We start from the raw sequence: 17472 nt of genomic DNA on the forward strand, positions 1-17472 counted from the left end.
CGCTGAAATTTTCCGCAAGGTTACGAGTGTGTTGCAAGGACTGTCAATGCATGGGCATCCGTCGTTGCGTTGGGTGCTACACGCGCGCCCGGTCGGGACGGTTCGAGGAATCGGCCGAGAAATTCCTTACCGGAGGTGATCCGTCCGGGGCGTCGCTCCGTACCTGAGGTGGGAGCAGGGTCGGCCGGTGGGGGCGCCGCCGCGAGACGATCGAGGAGCAGATGGCCCGGGCACAGCAGAACGAGAAGGCGATGACCGTCCGGACCACCACCACCAGCCGTGGTGTCCGGACCATGTCGAAGTCCGCGATGGTGGCGCTGACCGCCTCCGCGCTCGGCCTCACGTGGGCGGGTGTCGAGCTCGCCGGCGCCGGCGGCCTCATGTACTCGTACGGATTCTTCTTCACCGAGTTCTTCGCCGGGGTGGTCGCCCTGGTCTCACTGAGCCTCACCGTGATGCTGGGGCTGCTCGCCACCGACCGGCTGGTGCTGCTCATTCGGCACCGGGTGCTGCTCCAGTCGGCGCACCGCGCCACCGGCGTGCTCGGCGTGGCCGGGCTGCTGTTCCACGTCATCACCAAGATCGCGATCGGGCGGGCCGGGCCCACCGACGCGGTGGTGCCGTTCGTCGGCGGCAGCGGCCTCTACGTCGGGCTCGGCACCGTCGCCGCGCTGCTGATGGTCAGCGTGCTCTGGACCGGCCTGATCCGGGTCCGGTTCGCCGGCGTCGGTCCGAAGTGGTTCTGGCGGGCGCTGCACTCGATGGCGTACGTGTCCTGGCCGTTCGCGCTGCTGCACGGGCTCAACGCGGGCCGGACGGCGGCCGGTTGGGTGGTGCTCAGCTACCTCGCCTGCGTGCTGCTCGTGGTGATGGCACTGCTGGTGCGCGTCTCCGTCCACCTCGGCAAGCGCAGCCGCGAGCAGCACCAGGCCGCCGCGCTGAACAAGGCGATGGCGGGCAAGGGCGAGGAGCGCACCGGCGTGTTCGCCGCGCTCGGCCGCAAGAAGGCCGCCGACAAGGACGAGAGCGGCGCCGGCCGGGGCCGCTGGGCCGAGGCGACCGCCACCTGGACCGCGCCGGCCGGCACCGCCCGCCGGCGGGACCCCGAGCGGTTCGCCGTACCGGTGGTGCCGGAACCCGGATCGCTGCGCGAGCCGGTGCGCGCGGCCGCCGCCCGGCGGCGCGGCGGGGAGACGGACGCGCCGGAACGCCGCGTCCGGACGCAGGAGGTCCCGGCCGCGCGGCGCACCTCGCGGCGCGGGGACGACGAGCGCGAGCCGGTACGCCGCGGCCGGGACTCCGAGCGGGTGCCCGCCGTCCGGCGGAACACCGAGGAGTTGGAGCCGGTCGGCCGGCGGGACGGGGAGCGGTCCCGTCGCCGCCGCCGGGACGACGAGGAGCGGGTGAGCCGCCGGTCCCGGGCCGACGAGGACATGGTCGCGCAGTACTCGGCCCCGCCGGAGAGCGGCGGCCGGCACTCCGCCCCGCCGGACACCGGCGGACGCCACTCGGCCCCGCCGGACAGCGGCCGGTACGCCACCCCCGCCGAGGTGGCCCGCTACTCGGCCCCGCCGCGTCCGACGGACGAGGCGGAGGAGCCGTGGGACAGCCCGCGCCGCTGGGAGAGCCGCCCGGTCTCCGGCGAGCCGATCTCGGCCGGACCGATCTCCGGCACCCCGGTCACCGCTGAGCCGCGCAGCGGTTCCGGACGGCGCTACCGGGACGAGGAGGACGTGCCGGAGGAGCCGGACTACTGGCGCCCGCCGGCCCGCTACGCCGCCGACGACGAGTTCGTCGACGACACCCCCACGCTTGTCGACCTGGCCTCCCGCCGGGCCCTGCGGGCCACCAAGGAGAGCCGTTCCGGCCGGCGCAAGCGGGCCGACGCGGACGCGGTCGACGGCGCGTACTGGGCCGGGCTGCGGGGTGAGGCCCGATGATGCGGACGACCGTCCCCCCGGTCGCCTGCGTCGGTGAACCCCGCCTGACCGCCGGCTTCGCCGAGTTCGGCCGGCTCGACCTGCTCGCCCACGAGGAGGTGCACGGCCCGATCGGTCCGATGGAGCCGGCGGCGCTGCTGCGGCTCGCCGAGGCGATCGACCTCAAGGGCAAGGGCGGCGCGGGCTTCCCGTTCGCCCGCAAGCTGCGCGCGGTGCTGGAGTCCTGCGAGCGGCAGAACCTGTCCGCCGTGGTGGTGGTCAACGCCAGCGAGGGCGAGCCGGCCAGCTGGAAGGACAAGGTGCTGCTCACCCGGGCGCCGCACCTCGTCCTGGACGGCGCCGCGCTGGCCGCGTTCGCGCTGGACGCCGACGAGATCGTGATCGGGGTGGCCGACGACGACGTGGGCCGGCCCTCGCTGACCGAGGCGTTGCAGGAGCGGCGGATGCCGGTGCCGACCACCATCGTCACCGTGCCGCACCGGTTCATCTCCGGTGAGGGCGGCGCGCTGGTCAACGGCATCAACGGCCTGCCGCACATCCCGCCCGGCACCAAGAAGCGCTCCAGCGACTCCGGCGTCGGCGGGCTGCCCACCCTGCTCTCCAACGCCGAGACGTACGCCCAGCTCGCGGTCGCCGCCCGGATCGGCCCGTACGAGTACGCCGCGCTCGGCACCGACGACGAGCCGGGCACCGTGCTGCTCACCGTCACCGGATCGGCGAAGCGGCCGGCCGTGGTGGAGTGCGCGGCCGGCACCCCGCTGCGCGAGATCCTCGACCTGTGCGAGGTGCCGCCCGGGCCGGGCATCCTGATGGGCGGCTACCACGGCAAGTGGATCACCGCCGAGGCGGCGGAGCGGGCCGAGGTCTCCCGCAAGGGACTGGCCGCGGTGGGCGGCACGCTCGGCGCCGGCATCATCGTGCCGCTCGGCATCGACACCTGCCCGTTGGGTGAGGCCGCCCAGGTGGTCCGCTACCTGGCCGGTGAGTCCGCCGGGCAGTGCGGCCCGTGCAAGATGGGGCTGCCCGACCTGGCCCGCTCCGTCGACCTCGCCGTCTCCGGCAGCGCCCCGGTCGAGCTCGTCCGGGCCGCCGCCGGCGACGTGAAGGGGCGCGGCGCGTGCAGCCATCCGGACGGCACCGCCCGGTTCGCGCTCTCCGCCATGGAGGTGTTCGCCGACGACCTGCGGCTGCACGCCACTGGGGAGGGCTGCGGCAAACGGGTCAAGGGCACGATGGGCCTGCCCGGCGCGCCCGACGGCAACCCGCAGAAGCTCACCCTGGACTGGTCCCGCTGCGACGGGCACGGACTCTGCGCGCACGTGGTGCCGGACTTCATCCGGCTCGACGGCAACGGCTTCCCCGCCTTCCCCGCCACCCCGGTGCCGACCTGGCTGCGCGAGGGCGCGCTCAAGGCGGTCAAGGTCTGTCCCGAACTCGCGCTCCGGCTGGTCAAGGCGGAGTGACGACCACGTCAGGAGCGTCGATGGCATCACCCACCGTTCGTCGTCTCGGGGCCGCCGCCGTGCTGGCCGCCACGCTCACCGCCACGGCGGCCTGCGCGGTCGGTCCCGAGCGGACCGCGTCGGTCGGTGCGGTGGCCGCCCCGTCCGCCGCCGCGCCGACGACCGCCGCGAGCGCGTCGGCCGGCCCGTCGTCGACCGCCCCGTCGCCGACCGCGCCGGCCCGGGTGCCGAGGACGCTGGCGTTCGACGCGAAGACCCTCGACGGTACGGCGTTCTCCGCCGCCGCCCTGGCCGGGCGGCCGGTGGTGCTCTGGTTCTGGGCCCCCTGGTGCGCCACCTGCGCCAGCCAGGCGTGGACCGTCGCCGAGATCGCCCCGACCTACCGGGACACGGTGCCGATCGTCGGCGTCGCCGGGCTCGGCCAACAGAAGGCGATGAAGGAGTTCGTCACCGAGTTCGACCTGGCCGGCACCCCGCAGCTCGACGACCGCGCCGGCGCGGTGTGGCGCCGCTTCAAGGTGGTCGAGCAGAGCACGTTCGTCATCCTCGACCGGGACGGCAAGGTGGTCCACCAGGGCTTCCTCGACGGCGAGTCGCTCACCCGGCAGGTCGAGACGCTGGCCCGGGGATGACCGGCGCGCTGCTGCTCGCGCTGACCGCCGGCATGCTCGGCGCGGTCAACCCGTGCGGCTTCGCGATGCTGCCCGCGTACCTGTCGTTGCTGGTGGCCGGTCCCGGCGACGGCCGCGGCGCGGTCGGCCGCGCGCTCACCGCGACGGCCGGGCTGACCCTCGGGTACGTGCTGGTCTTCGGCGCGTTCGGGCTGGCCGTGGCGCCGGCGGCGGACTGGCTGCGGCCCCGGTTGCCCTGGCTGACCGTGACCCTCGGCGTGCTCCTGGCGCTGGCCGGCTGCTGGCTGCTCGCCGGCCGGCGGTTGCCCGCGCCCCGTCCGTTCACCACCGCGCCCCGGCTCACCCGCACCTGGCCGTCCATGGCACTGTTCGGCGCGGCGTACGCGCTCACGTCGCTGACCTGCGCCATCGCGCCGTTCCTGGCGATCGTGGTGACCAGCCTGCGGGCCGGGTCGCCGCTGCGCGGGCTGGCGCTGTTCGGCGCGTACGCCCTCGGGATGGCCCTGGTGGTCGGTGTGGCCGCGCTGGCCGTGGCGTTGCTGCGCGGGCGGGTGGTGGCCGGGCTGCGCGGCGCCGGCGCGTGGGCGCCGCGCCTGAGCGGCCTGGTGCTGCTGGTCGCCGGCGGTTACGTCGCCTGGTACGGCTGGTACGAGGTGCGCCTCGCCCTGGGCCGCCGCGACGCCTTCACCGACCCGGTGATCCGCACCGCCGCCCGGGCGCAGCAGGCACTGGTGGGCGCCGTCGACACTCTGGGCCCCGCCGTCCTCACGGCCCTCCTGACCCTGCTGCTCCTCCTCACCACCCTCACCCGCCGCCCCCGCCCCCGCGATCTTGCAGTTGGTGCCCGGGCGGAAGGGGTGAAGCGGACTTCTCACGGGCCGGAAGTGCAAGATCGCGGGGGAGAGGTGGGGGCGGGGGAGCGGGGGCGGGTCAGCGCGGGGTGAGGCGGTCGGTGCCGAGCTTGTCGCGCAGCACCTCGGGGACCACGACCGAGCCGTCGGGCTGCTGGCACTGCTCCAGGATGGCCGGGAACAGCCGGCTGGTGGCCAGCGCCGAACCGTTGAGCGTGTGCACGAACCGGGTCTGCTTCGCGCCCGGCTCGCGGTAGCGGATGGCCGCCCGGCGGGCCTGGTAGTCACCGGCCCAGGAGACCGAAGACACCTCCTTGTACTTGCCGGTGCTCGGCATCCACACCTCGACGTCGAGCGTCTTCTTCATCGAGGCGCTCGCGTCACCGGCGGCGAGCAGGCTGGTCTGGAAGTGCAGACCGAGCTTGTCGACCAGGCCCTCGACGTGCCCGACCATCGCCTCCAGCGCCTCGCCCGCCTGCTCCGGCAGCGTGAACTGGAAGATCTCCACCTTGTTGAACTGGTGGCCGCGCACCGTGCCGCGCTCGTCCGAGTGCGAGCCGGCCGCCTCGCGGCGGTAGCACGGGGTGTAGGCGAACGCCTTGACCGGCAGCCGGCCCGTCTCCAGGATCTCGTCCTGGTAGGCGCCGAGGATCGCCGTCTCCGACGTGGGCAGCAGGAACTGCCCGCGCGGGGCCGACTGCCGGTCCAGGTGGTAGACGTCGTCGTAGAACTTCGGGAACTGCCCGGCGGCGAAGCCGGCGGTGTCCAGCAGCAGGTGCGGCGGGAGCAGGAACTCGTAGCCGGCCTGGATGTTCTGCTCGATCAGCCAGTTGACCAGCGCCCACTCCAGCCGGGCGCCCATGCCGGTGTACATCCAGAAGCCCGAGCCGCCGAGCTTCACGCCCCGCTCGTGGTCGACCAGGCCGAGCGCGCGGCTCAGCTCCACGTGGTCGCGCACCTTCTCGATGGCCGGCGGCTCACCGAACGTCCGCACCACCCGGTTGGCCTCCTTGCCCCCGGCGACCACGTCGTCGGCGGGCAGGTTGGGCAGCTCGCTCATCGCCGAGCGGAGCCGGGACTGCACCTCGTCGAGCTGGGACTCCAGCTCCGCGAGCTGCTTGCGCTCGGCCTCCGGGGCGACCGGCTGCGGCGTGGTGCCGGACCGCTTCGCCTCCGCGTACGCGCGCGCCTCGGCCTTGCGGCGCTGCCGCTCGGCGTCGATCTCCGTGATCAGCGCGCGTCGTTCCTGGTCGAGCCGCTGGATGTCGTCCAGCGCCCGGGTGACCTCGGCGGGATCCAGACGCTTCGCCAGCGCGGTCGCCACCGCCTCGCGATCCTTCCGGATCAACTCCATGTCGAGCATGCTGCTCGTACGCCTCCGTCCAGGCAGTCAGGTGGGACCCCCAGATGCTACCGTCGCGGCCCCGCCGGCCCGGGCCCGCCCGGTCTACAGGCGCACGGGCATGAGGACGGAGAACGCGTGCGCGTCGTCGGCCCGGCGCACCGCCAGCGGGGTGATCGGCCCGTCCAGCTCCAGCACGAGCTGCCCGCCGCCGGCGTCCAGCGCGTCGAGCAGGTACTCCCGGTTCACCCCGACCCGCAACCCGTCCGCGACCGGCGCGGCCTCCGGGTCGACCAGGCGCAGCTCGCCCCGGCCGTCCAGGCCCAGGGCCACCACCTCGTGCGCGACCCCGTCGTGCGCCCGGTGACAGACCGGGACGTCGGCCGCGGTGAGCGCCGCGCGCAGCGCCGCGCCGTCCACCGGGATCCGGTACGCGGGCGCGTCGCCGACCCGCGCGCGCAGCAGCCGGCGGACGTCCGGGAAGTCGTACGGCAGCGGGACGGCGGTCACCGGCCGGTCCCCGACCGAGACGGTCACCCGGTCCGCGGCGACCTCGGCCGCCACGGTCGGCCCGGCGTCGGTGTCCAGCGCGGCGCGCAGTTCGTCGACGGCGGCCACCGGCAGCAGCGCGGTCACCGGCGGACCGTCGACCGTGGCGTCGACCCGGGCCACGGCCATCCGGAACCGGTCGGTGGCGGACAGGTGCACGCCGTCCGGCTCGACCGCCAGCAGCACGCCGGACAGGGCCGGCAGCTCCGGATCGGCGCCGACGGCGAAGCGTACGGCGTCCACCGCCTCGGACAGGGCGGCGCGGGACAGCACGAGTCGGGTGGTCACGGTGGTCTCCTCCGGGTCGATCAGTCGACGGATCCGGGAGAGCTCGCGTCGCGCGTCGGTGAGGCCGTCCTCCAGCCGCCGCAGGTGCGCGTCGAGCAGGCGGTGCACCTCGGCCGGCCGGTGCCGGTGCCGCAGCGCCTCGGCGATCCCGGCCAGCGGCATGCCGACCCGCCGCAGCCCGGCCACCAGGCGCGCCGGCGCCACCTGGTCGCCGGTGTACCAGCGGTAGCCGGTCACCGGGTCCACCCGGGCCGGCGTCAGCACCCCGGAACGGTCGTAGAACCGCAGGGCGCTGATCGTCAACCCGCTGGCCCGGGCCAGCTCACCGATGCTGCGAAGTTCGCTCTCCACGGCCGTCATCCTGTGACCTCGACCAGGTCGAGGGTCAACGTCCCTCGGGCAGGGTGCGGAACGTGATCCCGGCCCGGACCAGCCGGTCCAGCAACGCGTCGCCCATCGCGGCCACCGGGGTGACCTGGCCGGCGGTCTCCGGCAGGTCGTCGAACGCCAGGCAGAGCGCCGACTCGGCGAGCATCTTGGCGGTCTCGTCGTAGCCGGGGTCGCCGCCGGCCACCTCGGTCACCACCCGCCGGCCGCCGCCGGCGCCCACGAACCGCACCCGGAACCAGGACTTCGCCCGCTGCTCGGCGCTCGGCCCCTGGCCGGAGGCGAGCCGACCGAGCAGCCAGCGTCGGGTCGGCGGCACCTTGACCAGCCCGAGCACACCGGCCAGGCCGGCACCGGCCACCAGCACGGTGGGCAGCCGCTTCACCGCCGCGAAGTGCCGGTAGCGGAAGTCCGGGCCGTACTCCGGGCGGGCCGCCGCGGACCGGCGGACGACCTGCGGGTCGATGGTGGGCAGCGGGACCGCCCACTGGTCGAACTCGCGGACCCGGCCCACCTTGCCGGGCACCGCCCGCACCCGCCGCCCCTCCGGTCGCGGCTCCACCGCCCGGCGGGCCCGGGCCGCCCGGCTCGCCTCGCCGGTGCGGGCGAACGCGGTCAGCGCCGAGTGGTACGTGCCGGCGGAGAAGCGGCCACCGGCCCGCACGTAGCCGTCCACCGTGACCGGGCCGTCGGTGGGAAGCTGCTTGACCGTGTACCAGACGCCCAGGTCGTGCGGGATCGAGTCGAAGCCGCAGGCGTGCACCAGGCGCGCGCCGGTGCGCACCGCCTCGGCGTGGTGCCGCACGTACATGAGGTCGACGAACTCCGGCTCGCCGGTGATGTCGAGGTAGTCGGTGCCGGCGCCGGCGCAGGCGGCCACCAGCGGGGCGCCGTGGTGCACGTACGGGCCGACGGTGCTGGCGACCACCCGGGCGCTCTCCGCCACCGCCCGCAGCGACGCCGGGTCGGTCACGTCCGCGGTGAGCAGGGGCAGGTCCGCCAGGCCGGGGTCGATCGCGGCCAGCCGGTCGCGGACGGCGGCGAGCTTGGCCGGGTTGCGCCCGGCGAGCGCCCAGCGCAGCCGGTCCGGCGCGTGCCGGGCCAGGTACTCCGCGGTCAGGCCGCCGGTGAAGCCGGTGGCGCCGAACAGGACGAGGTCGTACGGACGGTCTGCGCGCATCCGCCGAGTGTGCCATCCGCGCCCGCCCGGATCACGGGGTGAAGACCACCCGGACGCAGCCGTCGGCCCGGTCCCGGAACAACGCGTACCCGTCGGCGCCCCGCTCCAGCGGCAGCCGGTGGGTGGCCAGGTGCTCGGTCACCAGCTCGTCCCGGGCCATCCGGTCCAGCAGCTCGGGGATGGCGCCGGGCCCGGCGCGTCGGCCGCCGCGCACCACCAGACCCTTCTCCGCCACCGCGCCGACCGGGAACCGGTCGACGAACCCGGCCCCGCCGTCGAGCACCACCACCGTGCCGCCCTTGCGGCAGGCGTGCACCGCCTCGCGCAGCGCCACCCCGCCGTCCGGCTCGCCGGTCGGCCACCGCGTCGGCCCGGCCGGCGGACCCGCCGCGTCCACGCACACGTCCGGTCCCCGGCCGCCGCTGCGTTCCCGCAGCTCGGCGAGGACGTCCACGTACCGGTGGTTGAGCGCCTCGACGCCCGGATTCCGGGTCACCATCCGCAGCCGGTCGTCGTGCTCGTCGACCACGACCACCCGGGCCGCGCCGCGCGCCACTGCCGCCCCGGCGGTGAGCTGGCCCACCGCGCCCGCGCCCCAGACGGCGACCACGTCGCCGGGGCCGATGCCGCCCAGCTCCGCCCCGTGCCAGGCGGACGGGGCGGCGTCCGCGGCGAACACCGCCCGGTCGTCGTCCACGCCCGCGGGTACGGCGAACGCGCCCACGTCGGCGTACGGCACCCGGACGAACTCGGCGTGACCACCGGCGAAACCGCCGAGCCGGGCCGGCCGGCCGTAGCAGCCGGCGGTGGGCGGACCCCACTCCGGCTCGGCCGCCCCGCCGGACGTCCCGTTGTCGCAGCAGGCCAGCAGACCCTGCCGACAGAACCAGCACGCCCCGCAGGCCACCGACGCGCCGACCACCACCCGGTCCGCGACCCGGTGTCGCCGCACGTCCGGCCCGACCTCGACCACGTCGCCGACGAACTCGTGGCCGAGCACCTCGCCGGCGGCCGCCTCCGGTATCCGCCCGGCCAGCAGCGGCAGGTCGCCGCCGCAGGTCACGCTGCGACGTACCCGGACGATCATGTCGTGGGCGTTGCGCAGCTCGGGGTCGGGGACCCGGCGCACCGCGAGCGCGTCCGCGCCCTCCCAGCAGAGCGCCCTCACCCGGCGGCCCCGGGCCGGTCCAGCGGCGAGCGGTCCGCCCGCAGCACCTCCCCGGTCTCCAGGAGCTGCTTCGTCTCCCGCAGCACCTGGCGCAGGAACCGGCCCGGGTCATCGCCGACCAGGTGCGCGGCGAACCCGGGCAGCGTCGGCTCCCCGCCCAGCGGGCGTACCGCCAGTTCGGTGCCGCGTCCACCCGGGGCCGGACGCGCGTGGACCTCCACCGCGCCGTCGAGCCGACGCAACGGCTCGGGCCACCGCCCGGGTGGCAGCACCTGGTCGGGCCGACCGGTCACGGTCACCACCTGCCAGCGCCCGGGCCGAGGGTCCGTGCCGGGCCGGCGTGCGCGCCGACGCGCCAGGACGTTCGCGCCACCGGCCGCCAGCGCGAGCGCGCCGCCGGCCCACCGTCCGGTCCGCGCCACCTGCCCTCCCGAGGTCGTGGGTCGCCGGGCGGCCGGAGCTGGATGGCCGGCCGCCCGCGTACCCCCAGGGTGGGGGTGGTCCGGGTGAGGCGGGTTCGCCCCGAAGGGGTGAACCGGTCCGGTCCGGGTAACCGCCCCCCGTGCCGACGGGGGAGGGGACGCATGCCGGAGGAGGCCGACCAGGTCCGGTTCGCCACCGCGCCGACCGACGCCACGACGGAGGTCTTCGGTACGCCGGAACCGCTCACCACCGACGCCGCCGCGCCGCTGCTGGCGTCCCGGCTGACCCCACCCGTGCCGCCCGAGCCGGTGGTGCTCCGCCCACGCCTGCTGGACCGGCTGGAGCGGGGCGCGGGCGGGCCGGTCACGCTGGTCCTGGCCCCGGCCGGCTGGGGCAAGACGACGGTGCTGTCCGGTTGGGCGCGCGGGGAGCGGGACGGCCCGGCGCCGGTCTGGGTGACCGTGGCGGAGGGCGACACCACCGGGCGGCTCTGGGCGTACCTGGCCGCCGCGCTGCGCGCGGCCGTCGCCGAGGAGCCGGACGAGGGGCCGCCGCCGGTGCCGGACGCGCCGCCCCGGCCGGAGCAGCTCGAGACGCTCGCCGCCGCGCTCGCCACGCGGGAGCGGCCGGTGCTGCTGGTCCTGGACGACCTGCACCGGGTGACCGACCCGGCGGCGCTGGCCGGGCTGGAGTTCCTGCTCCGCCACGGCGACGGGCGGCTGCGGCTGGTGGCCGGCGCCCGGCACGAGCCGCCGCTGGCCCTGCACCGCTGGCGGCTGGCCGGTGACCTCACCACGATCGGTCCGGACGAGCTGGCGTTCCGCACCGACGAGGTCGCCGATCTGCTGGTCGCGCACGGGGTGCCGGTGCCGCCCGAGGCGGTGCCCCGGCTCGCCGAGCGGACCGCCGGCTGGCCGGCGGGGCTGCGTTTCGCCGCGCTGTCGCTGGGCGCCGGGGCCGACCCCGCCCGCGCGGTGGAGCGCTTCGGCGGCGACCAGCCGGACGTCGCCGCGTACCTGCGCGACGAGGTGCTCACGCCGCTGGACCCGGCCGCCCGCGACGTCCTGCGCCGCTGCGCGGTGACGGTCGCGGTCCGCGCCGACCTCGCCGCCGCGCTGACCGGCCGGGCCGACGCCGGGCACCTGCTCGCCGAGGCGGCCCGGGAGGGCGGTTTCGTCCAGCGCGACGGCGGCGAGCCGCCCTGGTACCGGCCGCACCCGCTGCTGGCCGACCTGCTCCGCGACGAACTGGACCGGCTCCCCGCCGAGGAGGTGCGCGAGCTGCACCGGCGGGCGGCCGGCTGGTGCGCGGCCCACGGCCGACCGGCCGAGGCGCTGCGCCACGCGCTGGCCGCCGCCGAGTGGGACGACGCCACCACGCTGCTGCTGACGCGCTGGCCCGAGCTGGCCCCGGACGAGCCGGCCCCGGCCCCCGCCGCCCCGGCCCCGCCCGAGCCGCCGGCCGAGGCGGTGCGGCGGGATCCCGAGCTGGCGCTGGCCGCGGCGGCCGAGCGGGCGTACGCCGGGGACCCGGCCGCCGCGGACGGGCAGTTGCGGCGGGCGGTCGCGCACGCGGTCGACCTGCCGGAACCCCGTCGGGACCGGTTCCGGCGGCTGGCCGCCGCGGTGGAGCTGGGCCTGGCCCGGCTCGCCGGCGACCACGAGGAGGTACGCCGGGCCGCCGACCGCCTGCGCACCACCGTCGGAACCCCGGTCGGCAGGCCCGAGGCCGGCGCGCCCGGGGTCGGGGTGCCCGCCGCCGACCCGCACGCCGGGAACGGCGAGGAGGACGACGTACGGGCTGTCGCCGATGCCGCGCTGGGACTGGTGGCGCTGGCCGAGGGGGCGTTGACGACGGCGGGCGCGCGGCTCGGGACGGCGCTCGTGGCGGCGCGGCGGGCCGGCCGGCCCCGGATCGAGCTGCTCTGCGCCAGCCGCTCGGCGCTGCTGGAGGCGGCCCGGGGCGCGTTGCGGGCCGCCGAGGAGCACGCCCGGGATGCGCTGGCGATGCCGCCCTGCCAGGGCTGGTCGTCCCGACGGGACTGCGGCCACGCGTACCTGGCGTTGGCGCTGGTCTGCTGGCAGCGGGACCGGCCGGCGGAGGCCGCCGCGCACCTGGCGTTGGCCGGGCCGGCGGGCGCGGAGCCCGGTGCGGCGGCGCTGGCCGCGCTCTGCCGGGCCGGGTTGCTGGCCGACGGCGGGGAGCCGGCGGCGGCGCTGCGTACCCTCGCCGCCGCCCGGGCCGGGGCGCCCGGGCCGGAGCTGGGCGCGTGGCTGGCCGCCGCCGAGGCCCAGCTCCGCGCGGCGGTCGGTGACCTGGAGGGCGCCCGCGCGCTGCTGGACGTGGTCGGCGACGGCGGATCACCCGATCCCGCGCTGGCGCTGGCGTCCGCCCGGCTGCGGCTGCGGGCCGGCGACGCCCGCGGGGCCGAGCGGGCGTTGCCCGACTGGACCGCGCCCGAGGCGGCGGACTGGCCGCTGCCCGTGCGGCTGGGCGCCGGGCTGCTGGAGGCGGCGTCGGCCGGGTCGGCCGGCGACGGGCGGCGGGCCGGACGGCTGCTGGAGGAGGTGCTGGCGCTGGCCGAGCCGGAGGGCTGCCGGCGCGTGTTCACCCGGGCCGAGCCGGACGTCCGCGACCTGCTCGCCACGCACCTGGATTCCGGGACGGCCTACTGGGCGACGGTGAGCGACCTGGTCCGCGACGTGGACGCGCACCGGCCCGAGGCGACGCCGGACGCCTCGGCGCGGGCCCTGGACGAGCCGCTCACCGAGCGGGAGCTGACCATCCTGCGCTACCTGCAGAGCATCCTGTCCAACGTGGAGATCGCCGCCGAGCTGTCGCTGTCGGTCAACACCGTCAAGACGCACGTCCGCAACATCTACCGCAAGCTCGACGCGACCCGCCGGCGGGAGGCCGTCCGACGGGCGCGCGAGCTGCGGTTGATCTGACCGGTCAGGCGTTCGCGGCGGCGTCCACCACGGCCAGCAGCTCGGCCAGCTCGTAGCCGCCGTCGTGTCGGACGTCGTTGACGAACAGCGTCGGGGTGCCGTTCACCCCGCTGCGGATCCCGCCCACGAAGTCCTGCCGGACCCGGTCCGCGTGGGCCTGCCGACCCACCTCCGCGCCGACCTCCTCGGGCGGCAGCCCGAGCTGCTCGACGCCGAGCGACAGGTGCACCGGGTCGAGCTGGTCCTGGTGCTCGAAGAGCCAGTCGTGCATCTCCCAGAACCGGCCCCGCTCGCCGGCCGCCTCGGCGGCCTCCGCCGCGCTCTCCGCGTACGGGTGGACGTTGGTGATCGGGAAGTGGCGGTACGCCAACCGCACCACGTCGGCCCGCTGGCGCAGCACCTCGGCCAGGTTCGGGTACGCGGCGCCGCAGAACCGGCACTGGAAGTCGCCGTACTCGACGATGGTGACCGGCGCGTCGGCCGGCCCACGGACGTGGTCGCGCTCGGACACCGGGATCCGCAGTCGGGCGGTGGTGACCTGCAACGGCGTCGTCATCGGGTGCTCACCCGCCGATCCGTGCCCAGCTGCTCCAGGGCGTCGAGGATGCCGTCCACGCCCGGGTTCACCTCGGGCGGGGAGAGGTGGCTCCAGGCCACCCGGCCGTCGGGGTCGATCACCACGAGCGCCCGGTCCGACTGCCCGCGTGGCGCGTACGCGCCGTAGCGGCGGGACACCTCGCCCTTGGGTTCGAAGTCGGCCAGCAGCGGGAAGCGGATGCCCCGGCTCTCCGCGAACGCCCGGTGCGAGTCGACGCTGTCCACCGAGATGCCCAGCAGCACCGCGTCGTACCGCTCCAGCTCGGGCAGGGCGGCCTGGTAGAGGGCCATCTGGTCGCCGCAGACCGGGGTCCAGTCGGCGGGATAGAAGGCCAGCACCACCGGACGGCCACGGAACTGCCCGGGGCCCACCTCCCGCCCGTCCGGCGACGCCGGCAGGGTGAACCCGGGCGCTACCTGCCCGGGTGTGATCAGCCCGTTCGGATCACTCATGCCTCCCACCCTGGCCCGTGCCCGGGTGAGCCGGGCTCACCCGGGCCGGGTGGTTCGGGGCTCAGCGCCGGACGGACAGGTGGTTGTGCACCTCCCGGATGCCGGGGGCGTTCCAGACCACCCGCTCGATCTCGTCGCGTTCGGGCCCGGAGTGGACCTGGCCCTCCAGCAGGACGGTGTCGCCGTGGACCCGGACGCCGACCTGCTCGGCCTCGGTCGCGCCGTTGCGGGCCAGCGCGTCCACGATCTGCTCGGCCAGGTCCCGCCCGTCCGCGCGGACCGCCGGCCGGACGGTGATCCCGTTGCTCAGCCCGCGTACGCCGGTGAGCCGGGCGACGGACCGTTCGGCGGCGCGTCGCTGGTACTCCCACTCGACCTCGCCGTGCAGGGTGACCCAGCCGTCGGCCACCGTGACGTGCAGCGCCTCGACCGGCACGAAGGCGTCCCACTCCAGGGCGCGGGCGGCGGCGACGGCGATCTGCGGATCCTCCCGGCCGGCGGCGGTGTCGATCCGGACGGCGAGGTCGTTGGCGACCGCGCGGACCCGGGCCACCCGGTGCGCGGCCCGCTCGGCGGCCCACTTCTTGGCGTAACTGTCGACCCGCCCGGTCAACGTCACCACGCCGTCGGTGACGGTCACCCCGATCTCGTCGGGGCCCACCCGGGGTTCCCAGGTCAGCTCGTCGAGCACGGCGGACTGGATGTCCCGGTCCGTACGCGTGGTCGTCTCGGTGGCCATCCGGCTCTCCTCCCCGTCGGTCGGCGACGCGGGCACGTACTCCCGCACCACCGATCCTGGGCGCGGACCGGGTGACCCGCCCTCACCCGATCCGGGCGAGGAACGCCCCGCCGGGTGGTGGAGACGCCGGTGGCCGCCCCCGGGGGTCGGGGGGCGGCCACCGGCCGGCTCGTACGGCCCCGGTCAGCCGTCCAGGCCGGCGGGGGAGTTGGGCCGGTCGACGTCGACGAACTCGATCTCGTCGGCGACCCGGTCCCGGCTGCCGGCGGCGCGGGCGGCGGTGCCGGCGGCCCAGCCGACGGCGGCGCCGGCCAGGGCCGCGGCGATCAGCAGCGTCCAGGGCAGCGCGGGCCGGCGGCCGGCGAGCGCGTCGAAGGCGAGGCTGGCCCGCCGGCGCGCCTCGTCGGCGGCGGTGCCGACCAGGTCGGTGGCGTCGTCGGCCAGGCCGGAGGAGTTGCGACGGGCCGCCCGGGTGGCGTCCCGCACGCTGTCACCGGCGGAGCCGACGGCGGAGAGCAGGTGCTGCCACGCCTGGTCCGCGACCCGCTCGGGCTTGCTGCGGCGGTCCATCAGGCTGGATCCGAACATCGTTCTACCTCCTCGGGTGCCGAAGCCCGGCGGCCACTTCGGACTCCGGTGTTCATCCGGCGCGTCACGGTTCACTCCCCGTGGGCTGTGCCCCGTCGGCGTGCGCGCCAAACCCGTCCCGACCGCGGCCCGGGCCGCCGTCGGGGCGAACCGGACGAACCGTGGAGAACGTGTCGGGGACCGGGTGTCCGCGCGAGGTGCGCGGGCCCGCTACCCTGGGTCGGCGGATCGGCCGGTCCGGCCCGGTCGTTCGGCCGGTCGTGGTCCGCGTCGAAGGGGAAATTGGAACCCGGAGGTCCGGATTGGGTTCGCCCAGGTGTGCCCACTCCGCGAATTGCTCATCCCGGGGGGTGGCGACGGGGGCCGTCGGAGGAATACTCTCGGTCGCGGCCCGCGTACTGATGAGGCGCCCGTACGGGCGAGTGGAGGTGCTCGCGTGAGCCTGTCGATCGTGAAGTCGGTGCGTCCGGGTGGTGTCGTCCAGATCGCGCCCCGTGGGGAGATCGACGTCGACACCGCGTACGAGGTGCGGGAAGCGATCGCCGAGGTGCTCGCGAAGGCCCGTCCCGCCCGGATCGAGCTCAACATGCGGCTTGTGACGTTCATCGACTCCGTCGGCATCAGCGCCATGGTCGCCGGCTTCCAGACGTGCGAGGTCAGCGGCGTCAAGCTCGTGGTCACCGAGCCGAGCCGGTTCGTGCACCGGCAGCTCTGGGTGACCGGTCTGCTCGGCCTCTTCGGCGCGCCCGAGCCCTGGTTCGCCGACGACGCCCCCGAGGTGCTGCCCGGCGCCTGAGCGCCGCCCTCGACCCCCCTCCGGCCTGGGGACCTTCGACCCGTTGCCAGCCCGGCTCCGGTACGGGACGATCGTCGCGACCCACGACGGCGAGGGGGATCGGTTGCAGAGCAGCGACAGCTTCAGCTACACCGTGCAGGCCCGGTGCACCCGGGCGGACGCGGTGGCCCTGCTCGGCGACCTGAGCCGGCAGGGCGAGCTGCATCCGCTGATCGTGCGGGTCCGGCAGGTGCCGTCGCGGCCCGGAGCGCTGGCCAGCTATGCGATCACCGACCGGCTGGAGCTGGGCCCGCTGCACTTCCCGGTGACCTACCAGGCGGACGTGCTGGTCGCCACCGAGGACGAGGTGGTCACCGTGGCCCGGCAGCAGCCGGCGACGACGGTCCGCAACCACACCCGGCTGCGCGACGAGCCCGACGGCGTGGTGCGGATCGACGTGGAGATCACTCTCACCGCGCCGGCCCCGCTGTTCGGCTACGCGTTCCGCCAGGCCCGCGCCGCCCACCTGGGCCTCGCGGCCCGTCTGGGCGCGACCCTGGAGGGCCGGCCGGCCTGACTCAGCCGGCCCGCCCCGCCGGGACCGGCCGGCGGGCGGGCGGGCGCAGCCGCCCCCACGGCTTCCAGGTGGACAGCACGGTGGCCACGAGCAGCAGCGTGGTGGAGACGGCGGGCGGCACCACCAGGTCGATCCGCAGGTGCGCGTCGGCCGCGCCGGCCAGCGCGCCGAGGTGCCGGACCCGGGGCGTCAGCAGGAGCAGCACCAGCCCGAGCATCACGGTGGTGAGCACGAACTTCACCAGCACCCACCGCCACCGCAGCAGCCCCCACGGGGTGAGCAGCGCGCTGGTCACCCCGATCAGCCAGACCGCGACGCTCAGCGGCGCGAACAGCCAGGTGACCAGCAACGCCGCCGCGGGGTAGACGACCTCCGGGTCGGCGCCGCGCAGCCCGGCCACGCCGAGCGCGAGCAGCCCCAGGTCGGCGCCGAGCCAGCCGAGCGAGGTGACCAGGTGCGCGGTGAGCAGCGCCTTGCGTCCGGCGGGGGAGAGTCGTCTCATGCCACCGATCGTCGGCCGTCGCGCGGCCCGCGTCGTGGGCCGCGCGACGACACCCGGGGTACGTCGGGGA

17 protein-coding genes are annotated in these 17472 nt (G+C 76.3%); 7 read left to right on the forward strand and 10 right to left on the reverse strand.

The window, feature by feature from the left end; all coding sequences use genetic code 11:
• Positions 1 to 221: 221 nt before the first annotated feature.
• The 4 genes from CO540_RS26975 to CO540_RS26990 are packed head-to-tail and all read left to right on the forward strand — an operon-like array spanning position 222 to position 4979.
• Complete coding sequence (locus CO540_RS26975; RefSeq protein ID WP_099164111.1) at positions 222 to 1940, forward strand: ferric reductase-like transmembrane domain-containing protein; 1719 nt, start codon at positions 222 to 224, stop codon at positions 1938 to 1940.
• Positions 1937 to 3403, forward strand: a complete 1467-nt coding sequence (locus CO540_RS26980) for an NADH-quinone oxidoreductase subunit NuoF family protein (RefSeq protein ID WP_099164112.1) — start codon at positions 1937 to 1939, stop codon at positions 3401 to 3403. Before CO540_RS26975 ends, CO540_RS26980 begins: the two co-directional genes overlap by 4 nt.
• 20 nt (positions 3404 to 3423) lie before the next feature.
• Entirely contained in the window at positions 3424 to 4035 is a 612-nt protein-coding gene (locus CO540_RS26985; RefSeq protein ID WP_099164113.1) for a redoxin domain-containing protein, read from the forward strand.
• A complete protein-coding gene (locus CO540_RS26990) occupies positions 4032 to 4979 on the forward strand; it encodes a cytochrome c biogenesis CcdA family protein (RefSeq protein ID WP_099164114.1) in 948 nt (315 codons plus the stop codon). The genes CO540_RS26985 and CO540_RS26990 overlap by 4 nt, the downstream gene beginning before the upstream one ends.
• On the opposite strand, the gene serS is transcribed toward CO540_RS26990, so the two are convergent.
• From serS to CO540_RS27015, 5 genes are all read right to left on the reverse strand, one after another.
• On the reverse strand, positions 4966 to 6249 hold the full coding sequence (gene serS / locus CO540_RS26995) for a serine--tRNA ligase (RefSeq protein ID WP_099164115.1): 1284 nt from the start codon (positions 6247 to 6249) through the stop codon (positions 4966 to 4968). The two genes, CO540_RS26990 and serS, sit on opposite strands and share 14 nt — an antisense overlap.
• 84 nt (positions 6250 to 6333) lie before the next feature.
• Positions 6334 to 7425 (reverse strand): MerR family transcriptional regulator, encoded by a 1092-nt coding sequence (locus CO540_RS27000; protein ID WP_099164116.1) that lies wholly within the window; start codon positions 7423 to 7425, stop codon positions 6334 to 6336.
• 25 nt (positions 7426 to 7450) lie between these two features.
• Positions 7451 to 8632, reverse strand: a complete 1182-nt coding sequence (locus CO540_RS27005) for a trans-acting enoyl reductase family protein (RefSeq protein ID WP_099164117.1) — start codon at positions 8630 to 8632, stop codon at positions 7451 to 7453.
• Between the two features lie 31 nt (positions 8633 to 8663).
• A complete protein-coding gene (locus CO540_RS27010) occupies positions 8664 to 9800 on the reverse strand; it encodes an alcohol dehydrogenase catalytic domain-containing protein (RefSeq protein WP_099164118.1) in 1137 nt (378 codons plus the stop codon).
• Positions 9797 to 10222, reverse strand: a complete 426-nt coding sequence (locus tag CO540_RS27015) for a hypothetical protein (protein ID WP_091572498.1) — start codon at positions 10220 to 10222, stop codon at positions 9797 to 9799. Before CO540_RS27015 ends, CO540_RS27010 begins: the two co-directional genes overlap by 4 nt.
• A 162-nt stretch (positions 10223 to 10384) precedes the next feature.
• Here CO540_RS27015 and CO540_RS27020 point away from each other — a divergent pair, with 162 nt between their 5' ends.
• On the forward strand, positions 10385 to 13171 hold the full coding sequence (locus CO540_RS27020) for a LuxR C-terminal-related transcriptional regulator (RefSeq protein WP_099164119.1): 2787 nt from the start codon (positions 10385 to 10387) through the stop codon (positions 13169 to 13171).
• A 4-nt stretch (positions 13172 to 13175) separates the two neighbouring features.
• On the opposite strand, the gene CO540_RS27025 is transcribed toward CO540_RS27020, so the two are convergent.
• The 4 genes from CO540_RS27025 to CO540_RS27040 all read right to left on the reverse strand — a co-directional run bounded on the left by CO540_RS27025 (position 13176) and on the right by CO540_RS27040 (position 15548).
• Complete coding sequence (locus CO540_RS27025) at positions 13176 to 13727, reverse strand: DsbA family protein (RefSeq protein WP_098746821.1); 552 nt, start codon at positions 13725 to 13727, stop codon at positions 13176 to 13178.
• Complete coding sequence (locus CO540_RS27030; protein WP_099164120.1) at positions 13724 to 14221, reverse strand: redoxin domain-containing protein; 498 nt, start codon at positions 14219 to 14221, stop codon at positions 13724 to 13726. Before CO540_RS27030 ends, CO540_RS27025 begins: the two co-directional genes overlap by 4 nt.
• Positions 14222 to 14282: 61 nt before the next feature.
• Positions 14283 to 14960, reverse strand: a complete 678-nt coding sequence (locus tag CO540_RS27035) for a BON domain-containing protein (RefSeq protein ID WP_099164965.1) — start codon at positions 14958 to 14960, stop codon at positions 14283 to 14285.
• 183 nt (positions 14961 to 15143) lie between these two features.
• Positions 15144 to 15548: a hypothetical protein gene (locus CO540_RS27040; protein WP_091572514.1), complete on the reverse strand. Its 405-nt coding sequence runs from the start codon at positions 15546 to 15548 to the stop codon at positions 15144 to 15146.
• Positions 15549 to 15984: 436 nt separating this feature from the next.
• Here CO540_RS27040 and CO540_RS27045 point away from each other — a divergent pair, with 436 nt between their 5' ends.
• On the forward strand, positions 15985 to 16344 hold the full coding sequence (locus CO540_RS27045; protein ID WP_091572519.1) for an STAS domain-containing protein: 360 nt from the start codon (positions 15985 to 15987) through the stop codon (positions 16342 to 16344).
• Between the two features lie 43 nt (positions 16345 to 16387).
• Positions 16388 to 16900, forward strand: coding sequence for an SRPBCC family protein (locus tag CO540_RS27050; RefSeq protein ID WP_245666168.1), 513 nt, complete (start codon positions 16388 to 16390; stop codon positions 16898 to 16900).
• 1 nt (position 16901) lies between these two features.
• Here the strand turns inward: CO540_RS27050 and CO540_RS27055 are convergent, their stop codons facing one another.
• Positions 16902 to 17402, reverse strand: coding sequence for a DUF2269 domain-containing protein (locus CO540_RS27055; protein ID WP_099164121.1), 501 nt, complete (start codon positions 17400 to 17402; stop codon positions 16902 to 16904).
• Positions 17403 to 17472: the final 70 nt, after the last annotated feature.

Source organism: Micromonospora sp. WMMA2032, assembly GCF_002688545.1.
GTDB lineage: Bacteria > Actinomycetota > Actinomycetes > Mycobacteriales > Micromonosporaceae > Micromonospora > Micromonospora sediminicola.

Coding starts and splice junctions, on each gene's coding strand:
- CO540_RS26975 (WP_099164111.1), top strand. CDS start 222: ATGGCCCGGGCACAGCAGAACGAGAAGGCGATGACCGTCCGGACCACC.
- CO540_RS27025 (WP_098746821.1), bottom strand. CDS start 13,727: ATGACGACGCCGTTGCAGGTCACCACCGCCCGACTGCGGATCCCGGTG.
- serS (WP_099164115.1), bottom strand. CDS start 6,249: ATGCTCGACATGGAGTTGATCCGGAAGGATCGCGAGGCGGTGGCGACC.
- CO540_RS26990 (WP_099164114.1), top strand. CDS start 4,032: ATGACCGGCGCGCTGCTGCTCGCGCTGACCGCCGGCATGCTCGGCGCG.
- CO540_RS27040 (WP_091572514.1), bottom strand. CDS start 15,548: ATGTTCGGATCCAGCCTGATGGACCGCCGCAGCAAGCCCGAGCGGGTC.
- CO540_RS27020 (WP_099164119.1), top strand. CDS start 10,385: ATGCCGGAGGAGGCCGACCAGGTCCGGTTCGCCACCGCGCCGACCGAC.
- CO540_RS27005 (WP_099164117.1), bottom strand. CDS start 8,632: ATGCGCGCAGACCGTCCGTACGACCTCGTCCTGTTCGGCGCCACCGGC.
- CO540_RS27055 (WP_099164121.1), bottom strand. CDS start 17,402: ATGAGACGACTCTCCCCCGCCGGACGCAAGGCGCTGCTCACCGCGCAC.
- CO540_RS27030 (WP_099164120.1), bottom strand. CDS start 14,221: ATGAGTGATCCGAACGGGCTGATCACACCCGGGCAGGTAGCGCCCGGG.
- CO540_RS27000 (WP_099164116.1), bottom strand. CDS start 7,425: ATGACGGCCGTGGAGAGCGAACTTCGCAGCATCGGTGAGCTGGCCCGG.
- CO540_RS26985 (WP_099164113.1), top strand. CDS start 3,424: ATGGCATCACCCACCGTTCGTCGTCTCGGGGCCGCCGCCGTGCTGGCC.
- CO540_RS27035 (WP_099164965.1), bottom strand. CDS start 14,960: ATGGCCACCGAGACGACCACGCGTACGGACCGGGACATCCAGTCCGCC.
- CO540_RS26980 (WP_099164112.1), top strand. CDS start 1,937: ATGATGCGGACGACCGTCCCCCCGGTCGCCTGCGTCGGTGAACCCCGC.